At 73.4% G+C, this 15699-nt stretch carries 14 protein-coding genes; 10 read left to right on the top strand and 4 right to left on the bottom strand.

Annotated elements, in window-relative coordinates:
- The first annotated feature begins 125 nt into the window (after positions 1-125).
- From AC3ET3_RS20005 to AC3ET3_RS19985, 5 genes are read left to right on the top strand one after another with little or no spacing between them, the layout of a single operon-like run.
- A complete protein-coding gene (locus tag AC3ET3_RS20005) occupies positions 126-1127 on the top strand; it encodes a GDP-mannose 4,6-dehydratase (RefSeq protein ID WP_432135296.1) in 1002 nt (333 codons plus the stop codon).
- Between the two features lie 41 nt (positions 1128-1168).
- Positions 1169-1882: a nucleotidyltransferase family protein gene (locus AC3ET3_RS20000; protein ID WP_432135297.1), complete on the top strand. Its 714-nt coding sequence runs from the start codon at positions 1169-1171 to the stop codon at positions 1880-1882.
- Positions 1883-1889: 7 nt separating this feature from the next.
- On the top strand, positions 1890-2795 hold the full coding sequence (locus AC3ET3_RS19995; RefSeq protein WP_432135298.1) for an NAD-dependent epimerase/dehydratase family protein: 906 nt from the start codon (positions 1890-1892) through the stop codon (positions 2793-2795).
- Positions 2792-3451, top strand: a complete 660-nt coding sequence (locus AC3ET3_RS19990) for a spherulation-specific family 4 protein (protein ID WP_432135299.1) — start codon at positions 2792-2794, stop codon at positions 3449-3451. Before AC3ET3_RS19995 ends, AC3ET3_RS19990 begins: the two co-directional genes overlap by 4 nt.
- The gene (locus tag AC3ET3_RS19985; RefSeq protein WP_432135300.1) at positions 3451-4443 is read left to right on the top strand and encodes an endo alpha-1,4 polygalactosaminidase; all 993 of its coding nucleotides are present in this window, start codon (positions 3451-3453) and stop codon (positions 4441-4443) included. Before AC3ET3_RS19990 ends, AC3ET3_RS19985 begins: the two co-directional genes overlap by 1 nt.
- Positions 4444-4523: 80 nt before the next feature.
- Here the strand turns inward: AC3ET3_RS19985 and AC3ET3_RS19980 are convergent, their stop codons facing one another.
- Complete coding sequence (locus tag AC3ET3_RS19980) at positions 4524-5831, bottom strand: M28 family metallopeptidase (RefSeq protein WP_432135301.1); 1308 nt, start codon at positions 5829-5831, stop codon at positions 4524-4526.
- 379 nt (positions 5832-6210) lie between these two features.
- On the opposite strand from AC3ET3_RS19980, the gene AC3ET3_RS19975 reads away from it, so the two are divergent.
- The gene (locus AC3ET3_RS19975; protein WP_432135302.1) at positions 6211-7374 is read left to right on the top strand and encodes a TDT family transporter; all 1164 of its coding nucleotides are present in this window, start codon (positions 6211-6213) and stop codon (positions 7372-7374) included.
- A gap of 98 nt (positions 7375-7472) precedes the next feature.
- Positions 7473-8186: a GyrI-like domain-containing protein gene (locus tag AC3ET3_RS19970; RefSeq protein ID WP_435612589.1), complete on the top strand. Its 714-nt coding sequence runs from the start codon at positions 7473-7475 to the stop codon at positions 8184-8186.
- A gap of 113 nt (positions 8187-8299) precedes the next feature.
- Here AC3ET3_RS19970 and AC3ET3_RS19965 read toward each other — a convergent pair whose 3' ends face one another.
- The 3 genes from AC3ET3_RS19965 to AC3ET3_RS19955 all read right to left on the bottom strand — a co-directional run bounded on the left by AC3ET3_RS19965 (position 8300) and on the right by AC3ET3_RS19955 (position 12388).
- Complete coding sequence (locus AC3ET3_RS19965) at positions 8300-10243, bottom strand: collagenase (protein ID WP_435612588.1); 1944 nt, start codon at positions 10241-10243, stop codon at positions 8300-8302.
- Between the two features lie 151 nt (positions 10244-10394).
- On the bottom strand, positions 10395-11375 hold the full coding sequence (locus AC3ET3_RS19960; protein ID WP_435612587.1) for a LysR family transcriptional regulator: 981 nt from the start codon (positions 11373-11375) through the stop codon (positions 10395-10397).
- Between the two features lie 470 nt (positions 11376-11845).
- Positions 11846-12388, bottom strand: a complete 543-nt coding sequence (locus AC3ET3_RS19955; RefSeq protein ID WP_435612586.1) for a hypothetical protein — start codon at positions 12386-12388, stop codon at positions 11846-11848.
- Positions 12389-12791: 403 nt separating this feature from the next.
- On the opposite strand from AC3ET3_RS19955, the gene AC3ET3_RS19950 reads away from it, so the two are divergent.
- From AC3ET3_RS19950 to AC3ET3_RS19940, 3 genes are read left to right on the top strand one after another with little or no spacing between them, the layout of a single operon-like run.
- Positions 12792-13094: a FeoA family protein gene (locus AC3ET3_RS19950; protein ID WP_432135307.1), complete on the top strand. Its 303-nt coding sequence runs from the start codon at positions 12792-12794 to the stop codon at positions 13092-13094.
- Positions 13091-15040: a ferrous iron transporter B gene (gene feoB / locus AC3ET3_RS19945; RefSeq protein WP_435612585.1), complete on the top strand. Its 1950-nt coding sequence runs from the start codon at positions 13091-13093 to the stop codon at positions 15038-15040. The genes AC3ET3_RS19950 and feoB overlap by 4 nt, the downstream gene beginning before the upstream one ends.
- A gap of 6 nt (positions 15041-15046) precedes the next feature.
- Positions 15047-15619: a NifU family protein gene (locus tag AC3ET3_RS19940; protein WP_432135309.1), complete on the top strand. Its 573-nt coding sequence runs from the start codon at positions 15047-15049 to the stop codon at positions 15617-15619.
- Positions 15620-15699: the final 80 nt, after the last annotated feature.

Here is a 15699-nt window from a genome sequence, read left to right as displayed (position 1 = left end):
CTCCTCACCAGACCGCTGCCGCGCGCCCGCCCCACCACGCACTGCCACCCACCTACCTACCGGTTCCCCCGCCGCACCACCTCTCGCATCACCAGTCGCATCACCGACCGAAAGGACACCACGCGTTGACCTCCGCACCGCTCGCCGCCGTCACCGGGGCCGAAGGGTTCATCGGCTCCCACCTGACCGAGGCCCTGGTCGCCTCCGGACACCGGGTCCGGGCCATGGCGCAGTACAACTCCTTCTCCTCCTACGGCTGGCTGGAGACCCTGCACCCGGACGTGCTGGAGCACGTGGAGATCGTCCTCGGCGACGTCCGTGACCCCGGCTCGGTCCGCGGCCTGCTCGACGGCGCCGACGTCGCCTTCCACCTGGCGGCCCTCATCGCCATCCCGTACTCGTACCAGGCGCCGCACAGTTACGTGGACACCAACGTCACGGGCACCCTCAACGTGCTGGAGGCGGCGCGCGCGCTCGGCACGCCCCGGCTGGTGCACACCTCGACCAGCGAGACGTACGGCACCGCGCAGACCGTGCCGATCACCGAGGACCACCCGATCAACACCCAGTCCCCGTACGCCGCTTCGAAGGCCGGCGGGGACCGGCTGGCGGACAGCTACCACGCCAGCTTCGGCACCCCGGTCGTCACACTGCGGCCGTTCAACACCTTCGGGCCGCGCCAGTCGATGCGGGCGGTCATCCCCACCGTCATCGGCCAGGTCGCCGCGGGGGAACGCACGATCACCCTCGGCGACCTGCGGCCCACGCGGGACTTCACGTTCGTCGAGGACACGGCGCGGGCCTTCCTCGCGGTGGGCACGGCGCCCGCCGAGCACGTGGTGGGCCGCACCTTCAACGCGGGGACGGGCACGGAGATCTCCGTCGGCGACCTGGTCGCGCTGATCGGGAAGGTGATGGACGCCCCCCTGGACGTACGCGAGGACCCGGAGCGTGTGCGGCCGGCCGCGTCCGAGGTGATGCGGCTGGTCGCGGACGCGACCCGGCTCGCCGATGCCACCGGCTGGCGGCCCGCCCGCAGCCTGGAGGACGGGCTGGCGAGCACCGCGGAGTTCTTCCGCGACCCGGCCAACCTGGCCCGCTACAAGACCGGCATCTACAACATCTGACCCGTCCCGCACATCCACAGCGTCCATCAAGGAGGAACCCCATGCACGCAGTGATCCTGGCGGGAGGCAAGGGCGTCCGGCTGCGCCCTTACACCACCGCACTGCCCAAGCCGCTCGTGCCCATCGGCGACCAGCACGCCATCCTGGAGATCGTGCTGCGCCAGCTGGCGACGGCCGGTTTCACCCACTGCACCATAGCGATCGGTCACCTGGGAGAGATCATCCGCGCGTATGTCGGCGACGGGGCCCGCTGGGGCCTGGCGGTCGACTACGCCACGGAGGACAGTCCGCTCGGCACGATGGGACCGCTGCTGAACCTGCGCGAGCGGCTGCCCGAGACGTTCCTGGTGATGAACGGGGACGTGCTGACCGACCTGGACTACGCCGACGTGCTGGCCTCCCACGGCCTGTCCCGCGCTCCGCTGACCATCGCCACGTACGCCCGCAAGGTGCACATCGACTTCGGGGTGCTCACCACGGCGGACAGCAAGGTAGTCGCCTTCACCGAGAAGCCGAGCATGGACTACCGGGTCTCCATGGGGGTCTACGGCATGTCGCGCGCCACGCTCGACGCGTACACGCCCGGTCTGCCGCTGGGCTTCGACGAACTGGTCCTGGACCTGCTGGCGACCGGGACTCCCCCGCACGCCTACGAGTTCGACGGCTACTGGCTGGACATCGGCCGCCCGGACGACTACGACCGGGCCAACGCCGAGTTCACCACCCGCAAGTCCCTGCTGCTCAAGGGAGCCTGAGCACCGTATGCGCATTCTCGTCCTGGGCGGTTCCGGATATCTGGGCGGTCACGTCGTCGAGGGGCTGCGGTCCCTGCCGGACGCCGTGGTCCTCGACGGCGGCCGCTCGCCCGGCGCCGGCTTCCCCGTCGACCTCGCCCGCGACCGGCCGGAGCGGCTGGCATCGGTCGTGGCCGACGCGGCACCGGACGCGGTGGTCAACTGCGCGGGGGCGACCGGGGGTGACGCGGTCACCCTGGCCGAGGTCAACGCCCGCGGTCCGGCCGTGCTGTGCGCGGCGCTGCGCGAGGCGGCGCCCGCGGTCCGGCTGGTCCATCTGGGCTCGGCCGCGGAGTACGGTCCCGGCACGCCGGGCAGCCGGGTGACCGAGTCGGCCCCGACCTGCCCGGCGGGCCCGTACGGCGCGACGAAGCTGGCCGGCACGGCGGCGGTCGCCGGTTCCGGACTGGACGCGGTGGTGCTGCGGGTGGGCAACCCGGTGGGTGCGGGAGCGCCGCCCGCCGGGCTGCCCGGCCGGGTCGCCCGCCGGTTGCGCGCGGCCGGCTCCGATCCGGAGGCCGTCCTGCGGCTCGGTGATCTGTCGGCGTTCCGTGACCTCGTCGACGCCCGCGACGTGGCTCGGGCCGTGCGGCTCGCGGTGACGGCGCCGGGCCCGCTGCCCGCCGTGCTCAACATCGGTTCCGGCCGGGCGGTCCCGGTGCGCGATCTGGTGACCGGCCTGACCCGGCTGGCCGGTTTCCGGGGGCGTGTCGAGGAGGGCTCTGCCGGTTCCTCCCGTTCCGCGGAGGTGTCGTGGCAGTGTTCGGACATCACGGCCGCCGAGGAGGCGCTCGGCTGGCGGCCGGCGAACTCGCTCGACGAGGCGCTGACCGGGCTGTGGGCGGGGACCCGGCCGGACGGCGAGGAGCCGTGAGCGTCCTGGTCCCGCTCTACGTCCACCCCGCCGAGGACCCCGCGGCCTGGCACCGGCTGATCCGGTCCGCCGCCGCCACGTACGCGGTCGTCCTCAACCCCGGGAACGGGCCGGGCGCGGCACCCGACCCGGCCTTCGCGGCGGCGGCCGCCGCGCTCCGCGAGGCCGGGGCCCGGCTGCTGGGCTACGTCGACAGCGACTACGGGCTCCGCCCGCGCGCCGCGGTCCTCGACGATCTGCGCCGGCACCAGGAGTGGTACGGCGTCCAGGGCTGCTTCCTGGACCGGGTGAGCGCGGCGCCGGCGGGCCTGCCCGCCTGCCGCGGCCTCGTACGCGGGCTGCGGCGGCAGGGGGCCGCGACGGTGGTCCTCAATCCGGGGGTGCACCCGGCGCCGGGGTACCTCCGGCTGGCCGACCTCACCGTCACCTTCGAGGGGCACTGGTCGGTGTACGTGTCGGGGTTCAGCAGACCGGAGTGGGTGACACGGCAGCCGGCCGGGCGGCTGTGTCACCTCGTGTACGGAGTGCCCGGGGCGCTGGTGCCGCTGGCCGTGCGGACCGCCCGCGAGCGGGGCGCCGCGGTGTGCTGCCCCGTCACCGGCGAACTGCCCAACCCCTGGTCCGAACTGACTCCGGTACTGAACGGAACACCGTGATGCCTGACCGGCGAGTACGACGTCCCTCCTCCCGCCGCCGCCCCCCGTCGGCGCGCCTCCTCGTCCCGGTCGCGTCGGTCGCCGCCGTGCTGGCCGTTCTGGCCGGTTGCACCGGAGGCGGGGGCGGGGACGGACGTGGGCGTGACGACCGGGGTGGCAGCGGGGGAAGCGACCGTGGCGCCGCCCACGGCGGGGGGAGCGGCGATGGTGGCCGTGAGGGGTCCCCCGGCGCGTCGTCTCCCCCGCCCCGCCCCTCCTCCCCGGCCGGCTCGCCCTCCCCGCCCGGTGCGAGAAGGGTGTGGGTGCCCCGGCCGGGCCTGGCCTGGCAGTGGCAGCTGAACGGGAAGGCCGACCCGGGTGTGGACGTGCCGGTGTACGACATCGACGGCTTCGAGAACTCCGCCGCCGACGTGGCCCGTCTGCACCGCGACGGCCGCAAGGTCATCTGCTACGTCAACGTGGGCGCCTGGGAGGACTTCCGGCCGGACGCGGACGCCTTCCCGCGCTCCCTGCTCGGCCGGGCCAACGGGTGGGAGGGCGAGCGGTGGCTGGACATCCGGCGGTCGGACGCGCTGCGGCCGCTCATGGCGAGGCGGTTCGACATGTGCCGGGACAAGGGCTTCGACGCGGTGGAGCCCGACCTGGTCGAGGGGTACGCCGCCGACACCGGCTTCCCGCTGACCGCCCGGGACCAGCTCGCCTACAACCGGATGATCGCCGGGTTGGCCCATGAACGCGGTCTGTCGGTGGGGCTGAAGAACGACCTCGCGCAGATCCCCCAGCTCGTGGACGACTTCGACTTCGCCGTCAACGAGGAGTGCGCCGAGTTCGACGAGTGCGCCCTGCTGTCCCCCTTCATCGAGGCGGGCAAAGCGGTGTTCCACGTGGAGTACGAGAAGCCCAACAGCTCCTTCTGCGCCGAGTCGCGTCGGCTGAAGCTCTCGTCCATGCGCAAGAACCTCGGCCTCGACGCGTGGCGCGAGCCCTGCTGAGCCGGGGCCGCGAGCGCGCGCCACAGCCGTCCTTCCGGGTGTGCCGGGGGCAGGGCCCTCGGCACACCCACCTGGACCCTCTACGGGAAGGTCAGCTTGAAACTGTTGATGTAGCCCGTGTCGTACCTGGCCCGGTCCTGGACGCGGAGCTTCCAGGTGCCGCCCGCCGGTTCCGCCGAGGCGTCGACCGTGTAGGTGGTCCGGACGTCATCGGCGGAGTCCGACGACGAGTACGGCTTGAGGTTGTAGACCGTGCCGTCGGGGGCGACCAGGTCGACGACCAGGTCACCCCGCCAGGTGTGGACGATGTCCACACCGACGGCGAGGTCGGCGGGGGCGTTGCCGTTGATGCCCGTGACAACGACGGAGGAGGTCACAGCGGCACCGTAGTCGGGGATGGCCACATCGGCGGTGTTCTCGAAGACCGTTCCGGTCGGCGGGGTGGTCGTACCGGACGTCAGCGTCCAGATCGCGTGGGCGATGGCGTCGCTGTTGCGGTCCAGGGCCGTGTCGTCGATGTTGGCCGTGGTGTCGCAGGAGGAGTGGTAGCAGCGGTCGAACGCGGTGGTGGTGCCGCCCCACTTCCGCACCTGCGCCGAGGTCTTGGTCCGGCTCGCTCCGGTGAACAGGCCGCCGACGGGGACACCGGCGTTCTTGAAGGAGGCGTGGTCGGAGCGCCCGTCGCCCTCTGTCTCGATCTCGGTCGGTACGCCGAGACCCGCGAAGTAGTCCTTGAACGTCTTCTCGATCGCGGGATCGTCGTCGTAGACGAAGTAGCCCGGGTTGGGCGACCCGATCATGTCGAAGTTCAGGTAGCCCTGGATCTTGGCGCGTTCGGTGGACGGCAGGTTGTTGACGTAGAACCTCGAACCCACGAGCCCGAGTTCCTCCGCGCCCCACCAGCCGAAGCGGAGGTGTCTGGAGGGCTGGTAGCCGGCCCGCGAGACGGCGAGCGCCGTCTCCAGGATCGCCGCGGACCCGGAGCCGTTGTCGTTGATGCCCGGTCCGGCCGTCACCGAGTCGAGGTGCGAGCCGGCCATGACGACCTGGTTCGGGTCGCCTCCTGGCCAGTCGGCGACGAGGTTGTACCCGGTGGTGCCGTTGTAGGTGAACTGCTGGACGGTCGTGGTGTAGCCCGCGGCGTCCAGCTTGGCCTTCACGAAGTCGACGCTCGCCCGGTAGCCGGTCCGGCCGTGGGCGCGGTTGCCGCCGTTGGCGGCGGCGATCGACTGGAGGTCCGCGAGGTGCTGTTTGACGTTGGCCACCGAGATGTCGGGCGCCGCCGCGGCGGGCTGTTCGGCGGTGGCTGCGGGGACGGCCCCGGCGAGCAGCCCGCTGAGGGCGACGCCGGCGACCGCGAGGGCACGGTTGCGAACGGAGAGGTTCATGTGGGGCTCCGGATTCCGAACTGGGGATGGGGTACGGAACGTGCGGCACGCCCCGCGGTCGGGGTGACGCGGGGCGCGCTGGAGCTGTGTGGTGCCTGTGCCTGGTGCGGCCGTGCGAGCTGAATCGTCGACGATGGCTGACTTATCGTCAAGAGCGCTATCCGATCCGGATTGTTCGCACATCGGACAGGAGTCGCTTCCGGTGGCCGGGGACGGTGATCAGGGCATCGACGCGCCACCGGTCACACCGTCAGCGCCGCGGCGGGCGTGCAGGCGCCTCGCCGCCCGCCGCACACGCACCCCTGCCATAAGCCGGTCTTATGGCGTGATACGCGGGCGATGACTACCGGAGCCGCAGGGCGGGAGCGATCTTGGGTGCATGACCACTTCCGTCGCACCTTCCCGCCCCGCCGGAGGACGGTCCCGGCCGGCGCGGGGTTTCCTGCGTGACCTGGACCGGCCTGCCGACGTCTTCCGTCACCTGGGCCCGAACTGGTACGCGTCGGTGATGGGCACCGGCATCGTCGCCAACGCGGCCGCCGTGGTCCCGCTCCACGTCACCGGCCTGCGGGTGTTCGGCACGATCGTCTGGGCCCTCGCCACGTTCCTGCTGGTGGCCCTGACGGCGGCATGGGCGGTGCACTGGGTCCGGTATCCGCGGATCGCCCGGGCGCACGCGCACCACCCGGTCATGGGGCACTTCTGGGGCGCTCCGGCGATGGCGCTGATGACCGTCGGGGCGGGCACTCTCTCCCTGGGCAGGGACTGGATCGGCGTGACGGCCGCCGTACGCGTCGATGCCGTGCTGTGGACCGCCGGCACCCTGCTGGGTCTGATCACCGCCGTGTGGATCCCCTACCTGGCGATGACCGAGCACGAGGTCGGGGACGACTCCGCCTTCGGCGGGTGGCTGATGCCGGTGGTCCCGCCCATGGTGTCCGCCGCGACCGGGGCGGCACTGGTACCGCACGTCGCCGCCGGCCAGCCCCGGCTGACCCTGCTGCTGGCCTGCTACGCCATGTTCGGCATCAGCCTGTTCGCCGGCCTCGTCGTCATCTCGCAGATCTGGAGCCGGCTGGTCCGCCACAAGCCCGGCCCGGCGGCAACGGTGCCGACGGTGTGGATCGTCCTCGGTCCGCTGGGGCAGTCGGTGACCGCGGCCAACGCGCTGGGGTCGGTGGCCGGTCTCGCCCTGCCCCGGCCGTACGCCGAGGGCGCCGAGGTGTTCGGCGTCGTCTACGGCGTTCCCGCCTGGGGGTTCGCCATGGTGTGGCTCGTCCTGGCCGCCTCACTGACCCTGCGCACCGCACGCCGGCACCTGCCGTTCACGCTGACCTGGTGGAGCTTCACCTTCCCGGTCGGCACCTGCGTCACCGGCACCTGCGCCCTGGCAGTGCGGCTGCGCTCGGAGGCCCTCGACGCGGCGTCCGCCGCCCTCTACCTCCTGCTGCTGGCCGCCTGGTCGACCGTCGCCGCGCGCACCCTGCGGGGCTGCTTCCTCGGGACGCTCTTCCTACCCCCTGCGGCGGCATCGGGGCGGTGACCGCGTTCCGGCCAACGGGGCGTGTTCCCGCCGCAGTTCGCCACCGCCGCGGCGTCACCGGCCTACCGTGTCGCGTGACCTACAGGAAGGTTCCCGAAATGCCCAGGACGACCGCGAAGTACGACGTCAAGCGCGAGCTCAAGGCGTGCTATGCGCCGAGGAACACCGACTGGGAGCTCGTCGACGTCCCCGAACTCCGTTACCTCGCCACCGAAGGGAGCGGCGACCCGAACACCAGCCCCGCCTACCGTCAGGCCGTGGAAGCGCTGTACGCGGTCGCCTACACCCTCAAGTTCGCCAGCAAGAACGAACTCGGCAGGGACTTCGTCGTGGGCCCGCTCGAAGGGCTGTGGTGGGCGGACGACATGGACGACTTCCTGGCCCGGCGCAAGGAGAACTGGCGGTGGCGACTGCTCATCAACGTCCCCGACTGGATCACGGCCGGCCTGATCGACGGCGCCCGCGACAGCGCGCTGAGCAAGAAGGGGCTTCCGGCCGTTCGCGGCGTACGGTCGGAGACGCTGCACGAGGGCACCAGCGCCCAGGTGCTCCACATCGGTTCCTACGACGACGAGACCCCGATCCTGACCAGGTTGCACCACGACTACCTCCCCGCCCACAGGCTGCGGGAAGCGGGGCTGCACCACGAGATCTACCTCAGCGATCCCCGCAGGACGGAACCCGCCGCACTCAGAACCGTCCTGCGGCAACCGGTGGAACCGCTGCCCGGCGCGGACCCGGCGGATGACGGGGGGCCGGCGCCGGAACACCTCTCGCACGGAAGGCGCTCCGCGGCCACCGGCTCCGAGTAGGACTCGGGGTCTGGGATCAGCCTGCCCGGCAGGGCCGGATCGGTCGCCAGGCCTCGCATGACTACAGGGTTCACGCGGGCATCCTGCCGGGGCTCGGCCGTCGGGGCGCGTGCTTATCCGTGGACGGGCGTGGCTGCGGCGCAGGCGCCGGAGGCGCAGGCGGTGAGCCAGCGGTCGAAGTCGGCGTCGTAGCGGGTGCCGACGTCGGTGGCGTAGACGGCGTGGCCGCCCGCGTAGTCGCCGACGCGGAAGCGGGCGAGCATGCGGTGGATGTCCGCCGGGTGCTCCTCGGCCATGTAGCGGACGGCGAGGTAGCCCCAGGGGTAGGTGCGGGTCACGTCACTGTTGGCGTAGGTGTTCTCGAACAGTGTGCTCAGCCGGTAGGTGTGCTTCCCGGCCTCCGCGATCGCCTGTGCGTAGGGCAGGCGGCGGTAGCCGTAGGAGACGTACTCGGCCAGGCCCTCGATCCACCAGACGTCCGGCACGGAGGTCTGCCGGCCGAAGTCGCCCTTCATGTCGTGGCGCGCGTCGAGGTAGTGCGTGTACTCGTGGTTGAGGTTCCAGATGCGGGCGGTGAAGCCGTCGTCCTGGCTCTTCTGGTACATGAGGGCGACCGGCCGGTTCGCGGGATCGTCGGGATTCCCGATGAGCGTGATGCCGCCGTTGCCCGTGCTGACGCCGAACATCGCCCCGGCGTACGTCCGGTAGTCGGCGCGGCTGCCGAAGACGACGAGGTCGATGCCGGACAGGTACTGGCCGGGGATGGGGCCGCCGTCCCGCACCAGGTCGTGGAAGTCGGCGTCCTGGCCGCGCAGGTCTGCGCAGACGGCGTCCCGTTCGGCGGCGGTGAGCGCCTGGGCGCGGAGGGTGCGGGTGGGGTCGCAGACGTGGGTGACGGGCAGGACGGCCCTGCGCAGCCGGCCGGGCAGGTCGCAGATGTCGTAGTAGGAGCAGTCGGCGCGGTCGTAGTAGTCGGCCTGGGCTGCCACCGCGACCCACAGTCCGGCGGTGGGGCCGGTGATGGCCGCGGCGTCCAGGAGATCCTTGGCCAGAGGGCGGACACCGGCACGCAGCGCGGGGTGTTCGAGGTGGCGGGCGAGCGTGGTTCCGGCGTTGGACTCCAGGTAGGCGCGGTCCGTGCCGAGCAGGTCGAGGTGGCTGAGCGCGAAGGTGTGCAGGGTGCGGATGATGGCCGGGTCGGCGGTGACGGCGGCCACGTAGCGCGGGTTCCAGTTGCCCCGCCACAGGGGGGTGTGGACGCTGTTGACGGCGGCGAGCATGCTGTCGACGCCGTCGTAGGAGCTGTCGTAGCCGTCGAGGAGGCGCTGGTACACGTCGAGGTAGCGGGCCTGCTGGTCGGCGCTGTCGGTGAGGACCACGGCCTCGGCGAGGACGTCGCCGTTCGCCGGTGAGACGTCGGTGGAGTGCCGGTTGGCGAAGAAGGCGTCCAGGGCCCGGGTGGCGGCCCGCGTCAGGCGGGTGGTGTAGGGGCCCACGTCGGCGGGGTGGTTGAACTGCACGTAGTACCCGGCGCGCAGGAACAGCACGAGTTGCAGGATGCCGGTCCTGTTGTCGCCGCGGTAGCGCCGGGCCTCACGGTGGAGGGCGCGGGCCGCGGTGACCATCTGGGCCTGCCGGAAGACGCGGTGTGCCTCGGTCCCGGTGACGGCGAACAGCGTGTTGACGCAGTCGGTGGCCGCGGCTCTGACGAACTTGACGAGGGCGGCTCCGGTACGGCTGCCGAAGTCTTCCGGCCGGCAGGTGGCCGGCCGGGGTGTGCCGTACGGGCGGACGTGGGACGCCGTCGGTCTCCGGGGCGGCAGGTGGGCGGCGGTGAGGGGCCGGTCCTGCACGGCCGGGCGGTCGGTGGCGGCGCCGGTGCCCGGTCCGGACGGCGGCGGTGGTGCCGCCGCCGTCCGGGACACGGTCACCTGGTCGGTGCCGTTCCGGGCCTGGGGTGCCGCGATCGACGGGGCTGACAGCAGGCCGACGACCGTGGCGCAGACGGCGAGAACGCCGGCCGCGCGTCGTCCGGGCGGCGCGAAGCGGTTGCGCATCGGGAATCCTCCACGGGTGGCTGCGCCTCGCAGGGGGATGAGGCGCGCCAGGCACCGTCTCAGCGGCGGCCCGCAGCGACAATGCCGTGTGACATAGCACCTGGCGCCGACCGGCCATAACGGCCGTACGTGAGCCGCGTGGTGAGCGGTGCTAGGCGGGGCCCGGGGCCGTCGTCGCAGGGCCCGCGGTGCGGGTGCGCTCCGACCACTGCTTCAAGTGCGGCGATTCCCCGGCCAGTTCCCGGTAGGCGGCGGTGGCGCAGTGGTGCAGTGCCGCGGCCACGTCGTCCGGCACCGCCTCGCGCCGCCACGCCAGGACGTAACGGCACCACAGGGGCGTGCCGGCCAGGGGTCTGATCACGATGTCCGGGATCGGCCGCAGCGTCGCCTGGACCAGGGACACTCCGAGACCGTCGGCGATCATGCGCTGCAACTGGGTCTGGTCGCCCAGGAACTCGTGCACGGTGGCCGGGGCGAAGCCGGCCGCCTCGCACGCCCGGTAGAACACCCCGGGCCAGCCGGCCCCGTCGTCGGGGGTGACGAACCACGCCTCGTGGGCGAGTTCGGCGAGCGGGATCTGCGGGCGCCGGCTCAGGCGGTGGCGGGCGGGCAGGGCCACGAAGGTGGGCTCGGTGGCGATGCCGCGGTGGGTCACCGCGTCGGAGTGCCCCAGTTCCATGCCGGGGTAGTCCGCGGCGACGGCCGCGTCGACCGTGCCCTCCTCCAGCAGTTCCACGATCCGCGAGGAGGCGTAGACGCTGCTCACCGCGAGCGGGAGGTCGGGGATCCGGGTGCGCAGGCGGGAGACCATGCCGGACAGGACCGGCGAGTTGGTGGCGGCCACGCGCAGCGGGCGGCGCGTCCGCGCCGGATCGGCGGCCGGGCGCCGCCCGATGGCGGCGGCACGGGCGAGGACGTCGCGGGCCTGGGCGACGACCTGGCTGCCGTACGGTGTCGGGCGCACGCCGGAGGGGCCGCGCACGAAGAGCGACTCACCCAAGTGGGCCTCGATGCGGCGCAGTTGAGTGCTGACGGCCGGCTGGGTGTATCCCAGGTCCGCGGCGGCCCGGCCCACGCTGCCCGCGTCGGCCACGGCGCACACCACGCGCAGATGCCGAAGTTCCAGCTCCATGCGCCGCTCCCCCACCCGTCGGTCCGCCTCACGTCTCCGGCGGTCAGGAGCGTTCCACCACGTCGCCGCCCGCGCAAGGCTCGCCTCCGCCAGAGCATCGTGTCCGGCCGGATGCGGCCGGGGAACCGGCGTCAAGGAGGCCCCGGGGGCGGCCATGGGGTCGTACGGCCCTGGTGGGCGCGGTGCGGGCGTGATGGGGTGAAGGAGACGGGGAGGGCCCGTCGGGCGCGGGGAAGCAGTGGATGGCTGCGCACCGCGCGATCTGGAACCGCGAGAAGTGGTGGGGCCCTCCCCCGTCGTCCGCGCCGACGGGCCGACGGCGGCGGCCTCGGCCGCGCGAGCGGCGCGGGCCCGGTCGCAGCGCGCCCGGACGGCGCCGCCCCCATCGCCGGCGTGAGCGGGGAGGACGCCGGGGGCCAGAGCCTGCGCACAGTCCTCCGGCGGCGCCCCTCGCCGCGCGCTCGCGCCCGTCAGCGATGGCCGTGCACCGGGATGTCCGGTGCGAAGCGGGCGAGCGCGGCGAGCAGGCGCTCCTGGTCCAGGTGCCAGCCGACCACCGCACGGGAAGCCGTGGCGACCTCGGGTGGCACCGGGACGAGGTGGCGCAGAGCGGCGTGGGCCTTCAGGCCGTCGCCGGGCAGGGGCGGAGCGCCCTCGCGCCGGGTGACGCCGACGTAGGGGACGGACGCGCCGCCGGCAGCCTGGCGCCACAGGACGACGCCGGTGATGTCGCTCCAGGGGACGTGGGCGGTGGTGGCCCGGTACCGGGCGGGATTGCCGCCCAGCAGCACACCGGTCTCGTCCACGCGGAACGCGACCTTGCGGCTCAGCCCGATGTACGCGAGGAACAGGCCGCCCCCGCCGAACAGCGGCAGCCCGAGGACCCGGGCGAGCAACGGCATGTCCGGCAGCAGGAGGAGCGCCGTGAAGAGCCCGGCGAGGGCGACGTTAGCGGCGGTCCGGCGGTCCCAGCCGTAGCGGGCCTGGTAGGCGGGCGAGGTGCGATCGGGCATGGCTGATCATGGCAAGGGCGGGCGGCGAGGGGAAGCCCCCGGGCGGGACGGCGTGCGCGGGCGGGTGCCCGGAGCGAGCCGGCCGTCTGCGGGGCCGGCTCCTGCGCTGACGGGTGTTCCCGGCATTGCCGACCTACCCGGACGCGCTGCCGGTCGGCACGGGGCGCCGGGAGCGCCGCGGGCGGCCGAACGGGCCACGCTCAGTGGGCTCGGCGCGTGCGGCTGCCGTTCGTCCTCGGCCGGCCGGTCGCGCTGCCTTGTTCGCCGGCTGTTCGCAGGGGGCCGGTCGGCCCGGGACGGGGGCCGGGAGGACCTCGGAGAACCGAGGGCAGTAAGGCTAGCCTCGCCTTGCTGTGGTCGGGTCGTCGGGCAGCGCGTCCGGCGTGGCGTGGTGGAGGCGCGGATGCCGGGTGACGTGGACGGCGGGCCGGAGGCCGGGAGGCCGGCCTGTGTGCGGCGCGATGTCGGAACCTTTCTGGCCGAGTTGGAACCGGGTGCGCGGGCCACCGTGGTCGAAGTCGTCGCGGGCGGGGCACCGGAGGTGGCCCGCCGGCTGGGCGACCTCGGCTTCACACCGGGCACGCCGGTCGAGGTCGTGCGCCGGGCTCCGCTGCGGGACCCGGTGATCTACCGGGTCAAGGACTACGAGGTGTGTCTGCGCCGCGCCCAGGCCGCGTGCATACGGATCACGGAGCCGCTGCGGTGAACACGGACTGCCACGGCACCGGTGGTGCGTGCGCGGCGACGGCCGGGGCAGCGCGGATCGCACTCGTCGGCAGCCCCAACTCGGGCAAGAGCAGCGTCTTCAACGGCCTCACCGGCCTGCGCGTGAAGACGGGCAACTACCCCGGTGTGACCGTCTCGCGTTCGGTCGGCACCTGCCGGACCGGCGGCGGAGCCCTGGTGATCGAGGACCTGCCCGGCACCTACAGTCTGGATCCGATCAGTCCGGACGAGCGGATCCTCGTCGACGTCGTCGACGGCGGGCCGGCGGGCACAGCCCGCCCGGACGCGCTGCTGGTCGTGGTGGACGCCACCACGCTGCGCCGGTCGCTGGCGCTCGTCGCGCAGGTCCTCGCCCGCGGTCTGCCCACCTGTGTCGTGGTCACCTTCACCGACGAACTGGCCCTGCGTCAGGGTCGGTTGGATCTCGACGCGTTCGGCGAGGCGCTCGGGGTGCCGGTGGCCTCGGTGGTCGCCCACCGCGGCCACGGCCTGGCGGCGCTGCGGGAGCGGCTGGCCGGGTGGCGGCAGTGGGCACCACCGGCGCTGGTGCCGCCGACCGAGCCGGCCGAGCGGGACGCCTGGGCGGAGTCGGTGCTGGCTTTCGCCGGCTACCGGGCACCCGAGCGACACCGGATCACCCGCCGCGTCGACGCGGTACTGCTGCACCCCGTGTGGGGCACCCTGGTGTTCTTCGCGGTGATGTTGCTGTTCTTCCAGACGGTGTTCACGGTGGCCGCGCCGCTGCAGGACGGGGTGGAGACGCTGTTCGAACGGCTGACCGGCGCGGTCGCGAGCCATGTCGGCAGCCGGTGGCTCGCCAGTCTGCTCGGCGACGCGCTGGTCGGCGGAGTCGGCGGGGTGCTGGTGTTCGTCCCGCAGATCCTGCTGCTGTTCCTGCTCCTGTCGCTGCTGGAAGGCGTCGGCTACCTGGCGCGGGCCGCGTTCCTGATGGACCGGGTGATGGCCCGGGCCGGGCTGGAGGGCCGCGCGTTCGTGGCGCTGCTGTCCTCGTTCGCCTGCGCGATCCCGGGCATCATGGCGACCCGCACGCTGCCGTCGGCCAGGGACCGGCTGGCGACGATGATGGCCGCGCCGCTGATGACGTGCTCGGCCCGGCTTCCGGTGTACGTGCTGCTCATCGGGCTGCTCGTCGACCCCGACGAGCGGTTCGGCCCGTTCGGCGCGCAGGGCGTGGTGATGTTCGGGCTGTACCTGCTCGGCGCGGTGTCGGCGATGGCGGCGGCCTGGGTGTTCAAGAAGCTCGGCGACCGCCGGGGCGCCCCCGTGCCGTTCTCCATGGAGATGCCGCCGTACCGTCTGCCCGCCCCGCGCGCGGTGCTGACGGCGATGTGGTCGGCCGCGCGGGCCTTCCTCCGCAAGTGCACCACCGTCATCGTGGCGACCACGCTGCTTCTGTGGCTGCTGCTGAACCTGCCCCTGCACTCGGTCGCCGAGATGCGGGCGGACGGCGTGGACACCGGCAGCCCCGCGGCCGTGTCGGCCTACACCGTGGACCACAGCCACGCCGCCGGCCTGGGCCGGGCGGTGGGCCCGCTGTTCGAGCCGCTGGGCTTCGACTGGCGGGTCAGCGTCGGGGTGCTTTCGGCGCAGTCGGCCCGCGAGACGTTCGTCGCCACCCTCGGGCAGGTCACGGCCGCCGAGAACCCCGAGGACCGGGCCGAGGCGCTGCGCGCGATGACGTACTCCGAGGGACCGCGGGCCGGGCAGCGGGTGTTCACCCCGCCGGTGGTGGCCGCGCTCCTCGTCTACTTCGCGTACGCGCTGCAGTGCATGGCGACCGTGGCGGTGATCCGCAGGGAGACCGGCACCTGGCGGTGGCCGGCGATCGCGTTCGGGTATCTGACCGGCCTGGCCTGGCTGCTGGCGTACGCGGCGAAGTGGCTCACCGCCGCGCTGGGCGGGTGAGGCGCCGTGGTTCCCCTGCACCCCCAGCGGGTCACGGGCCGGCCGGACCGGCTGCGCTGGATCGTGCCCGCCGGGGTTCTGAGCGCGCGGGGCCGGCTCGTCGCCGCTCCGGCGCCGCTGGCGGGCCTGCTGGCCGACGGCACGCTCGCGGGCGTGACGGTGGAGCCGGCGGCCGTCGTCACCCGGCTGGGCGCGGGCCGCGACTGGCCCGCCGAGGGTGCCCGGGTGCGTACCGCCCTGCACGCCGCCCTCGCCGACCCCGCCGGGTGGGTGACGGCGGGAGAGCCCGACGGGGACACCGCGCTGGCGGCGGTGGCACGGGAGCTGATCGGCGGGGAGGTCGGCGACTTCGTCCGCTCGCACGGCGGCACGATGTCGCTGGTGTGCGTGCGGGACGGGGTGGTCGAGGTCCGGCTCGGCGGAGCCTGCCTGGGCTGTCCGGCCGCCTGGGCGACCCTGCACCGGCGGCTGGAGAGCCGGCTGCGCCACCGGTACCCCGCTCTGGTGGCGGTCAGGAACGTAGGCGCGGCGTCGGCCCGGGCCGACGGCGCGGGCGACTGGTTGAGCCACCGCGGGTGAGCGGTCCGGTCTCCGCGTCCGCCGGGCGGGGCCACGGGGCGCGTCGGGCGAGCGCGTCATGCGAGATGCCCCGCACGGTG

The organism is Streptomyces sp. bgisy159 (assembly GCF_057707805.1).
The sequence above is the reverse complement of the archived record's forward strand: the minus strand, read 5'-3'. Positions and strand labels throughout refer to the sequence as shown.

Excerpts from the sequence above, each read along its gene's own strand:
- AC3ET3_RS20000 (WP_432135297.1), top strand. The coding sequence starts at position 1,169 with ATGCACGCAGTGATCCTGGCGGGAGGCAAGGGCGTCCGGCTGCGCCCT.
- AC3ET3_RS19995 (WP_432135298.1), top strand. The coding sequence starts at position 1,890 with ATGCGCATTCTCGTCCTGGGCGGTTCCGGATATCTGGGCGGTCACGTC.
- AC3ET3_RS19985 (WP_432135300.1), top strand. The coding sequence starts at position 3,451 with ATGCCTGACCGGCGAGTACGACGTCCCTCCTCCCGCCGCCGCCCCCCG.
- AC3ET3_RS19980 (WP_432135301.1), bottom strand. The coding sequence starts at position 5,831 with ATGAACCTCTCCGTTCGCAACCGTGCCCTCGCGGTCGCCGGCGTCGCC.
- AC3ET3_RS19975 (WP_432135302.1), top strand. The coding sequence starts at position 6,211 with ATGACCACTTCCGTCGCACCTTCCCGCCCCGCCGGAGGACGGTCCCGG.
- AC3ET3_RS19970 (WP_435612589.1), top strand. The coding sequence starts at position 7,473 with ATGCCCAGGACGACCGCGAAGTACGACGTCAAGCGCGAGCTCAAGGCG.
- AC3ET3_RS19965 (WP_435612588.1), bottom strand. The coding sequence starts at position 10,243 with ATGCGCAACCGCTTCGCGCCGCCCGGACGACGCGCGGCCGGCGTTCTC.
- AC3ET3_RS19960 (WP_435612587.1), bottom strand. The coding sequence starts at position 11,375 with ATGGAGCTGGAACTTCGGCATCTGCGCGTGGTGTGCGCCGTGGCCGAC.
- AC3ET3_RS19955 (WP_435612586.1), bottom strand. The coding sequence starts at position 12,388 with ATGCCCGATCGCACCTCGCCCGCCTACCAGGCCCGCTACGGCTGGGAC.
- AC3ET3_RS19950 (WP_432135307.1), top strand. The coding sequence starts at position 12,792 with ATGCCGGGTGACGTGGACGGCGGGCCGGAGGCCGGGAGGCCGGCCTGT.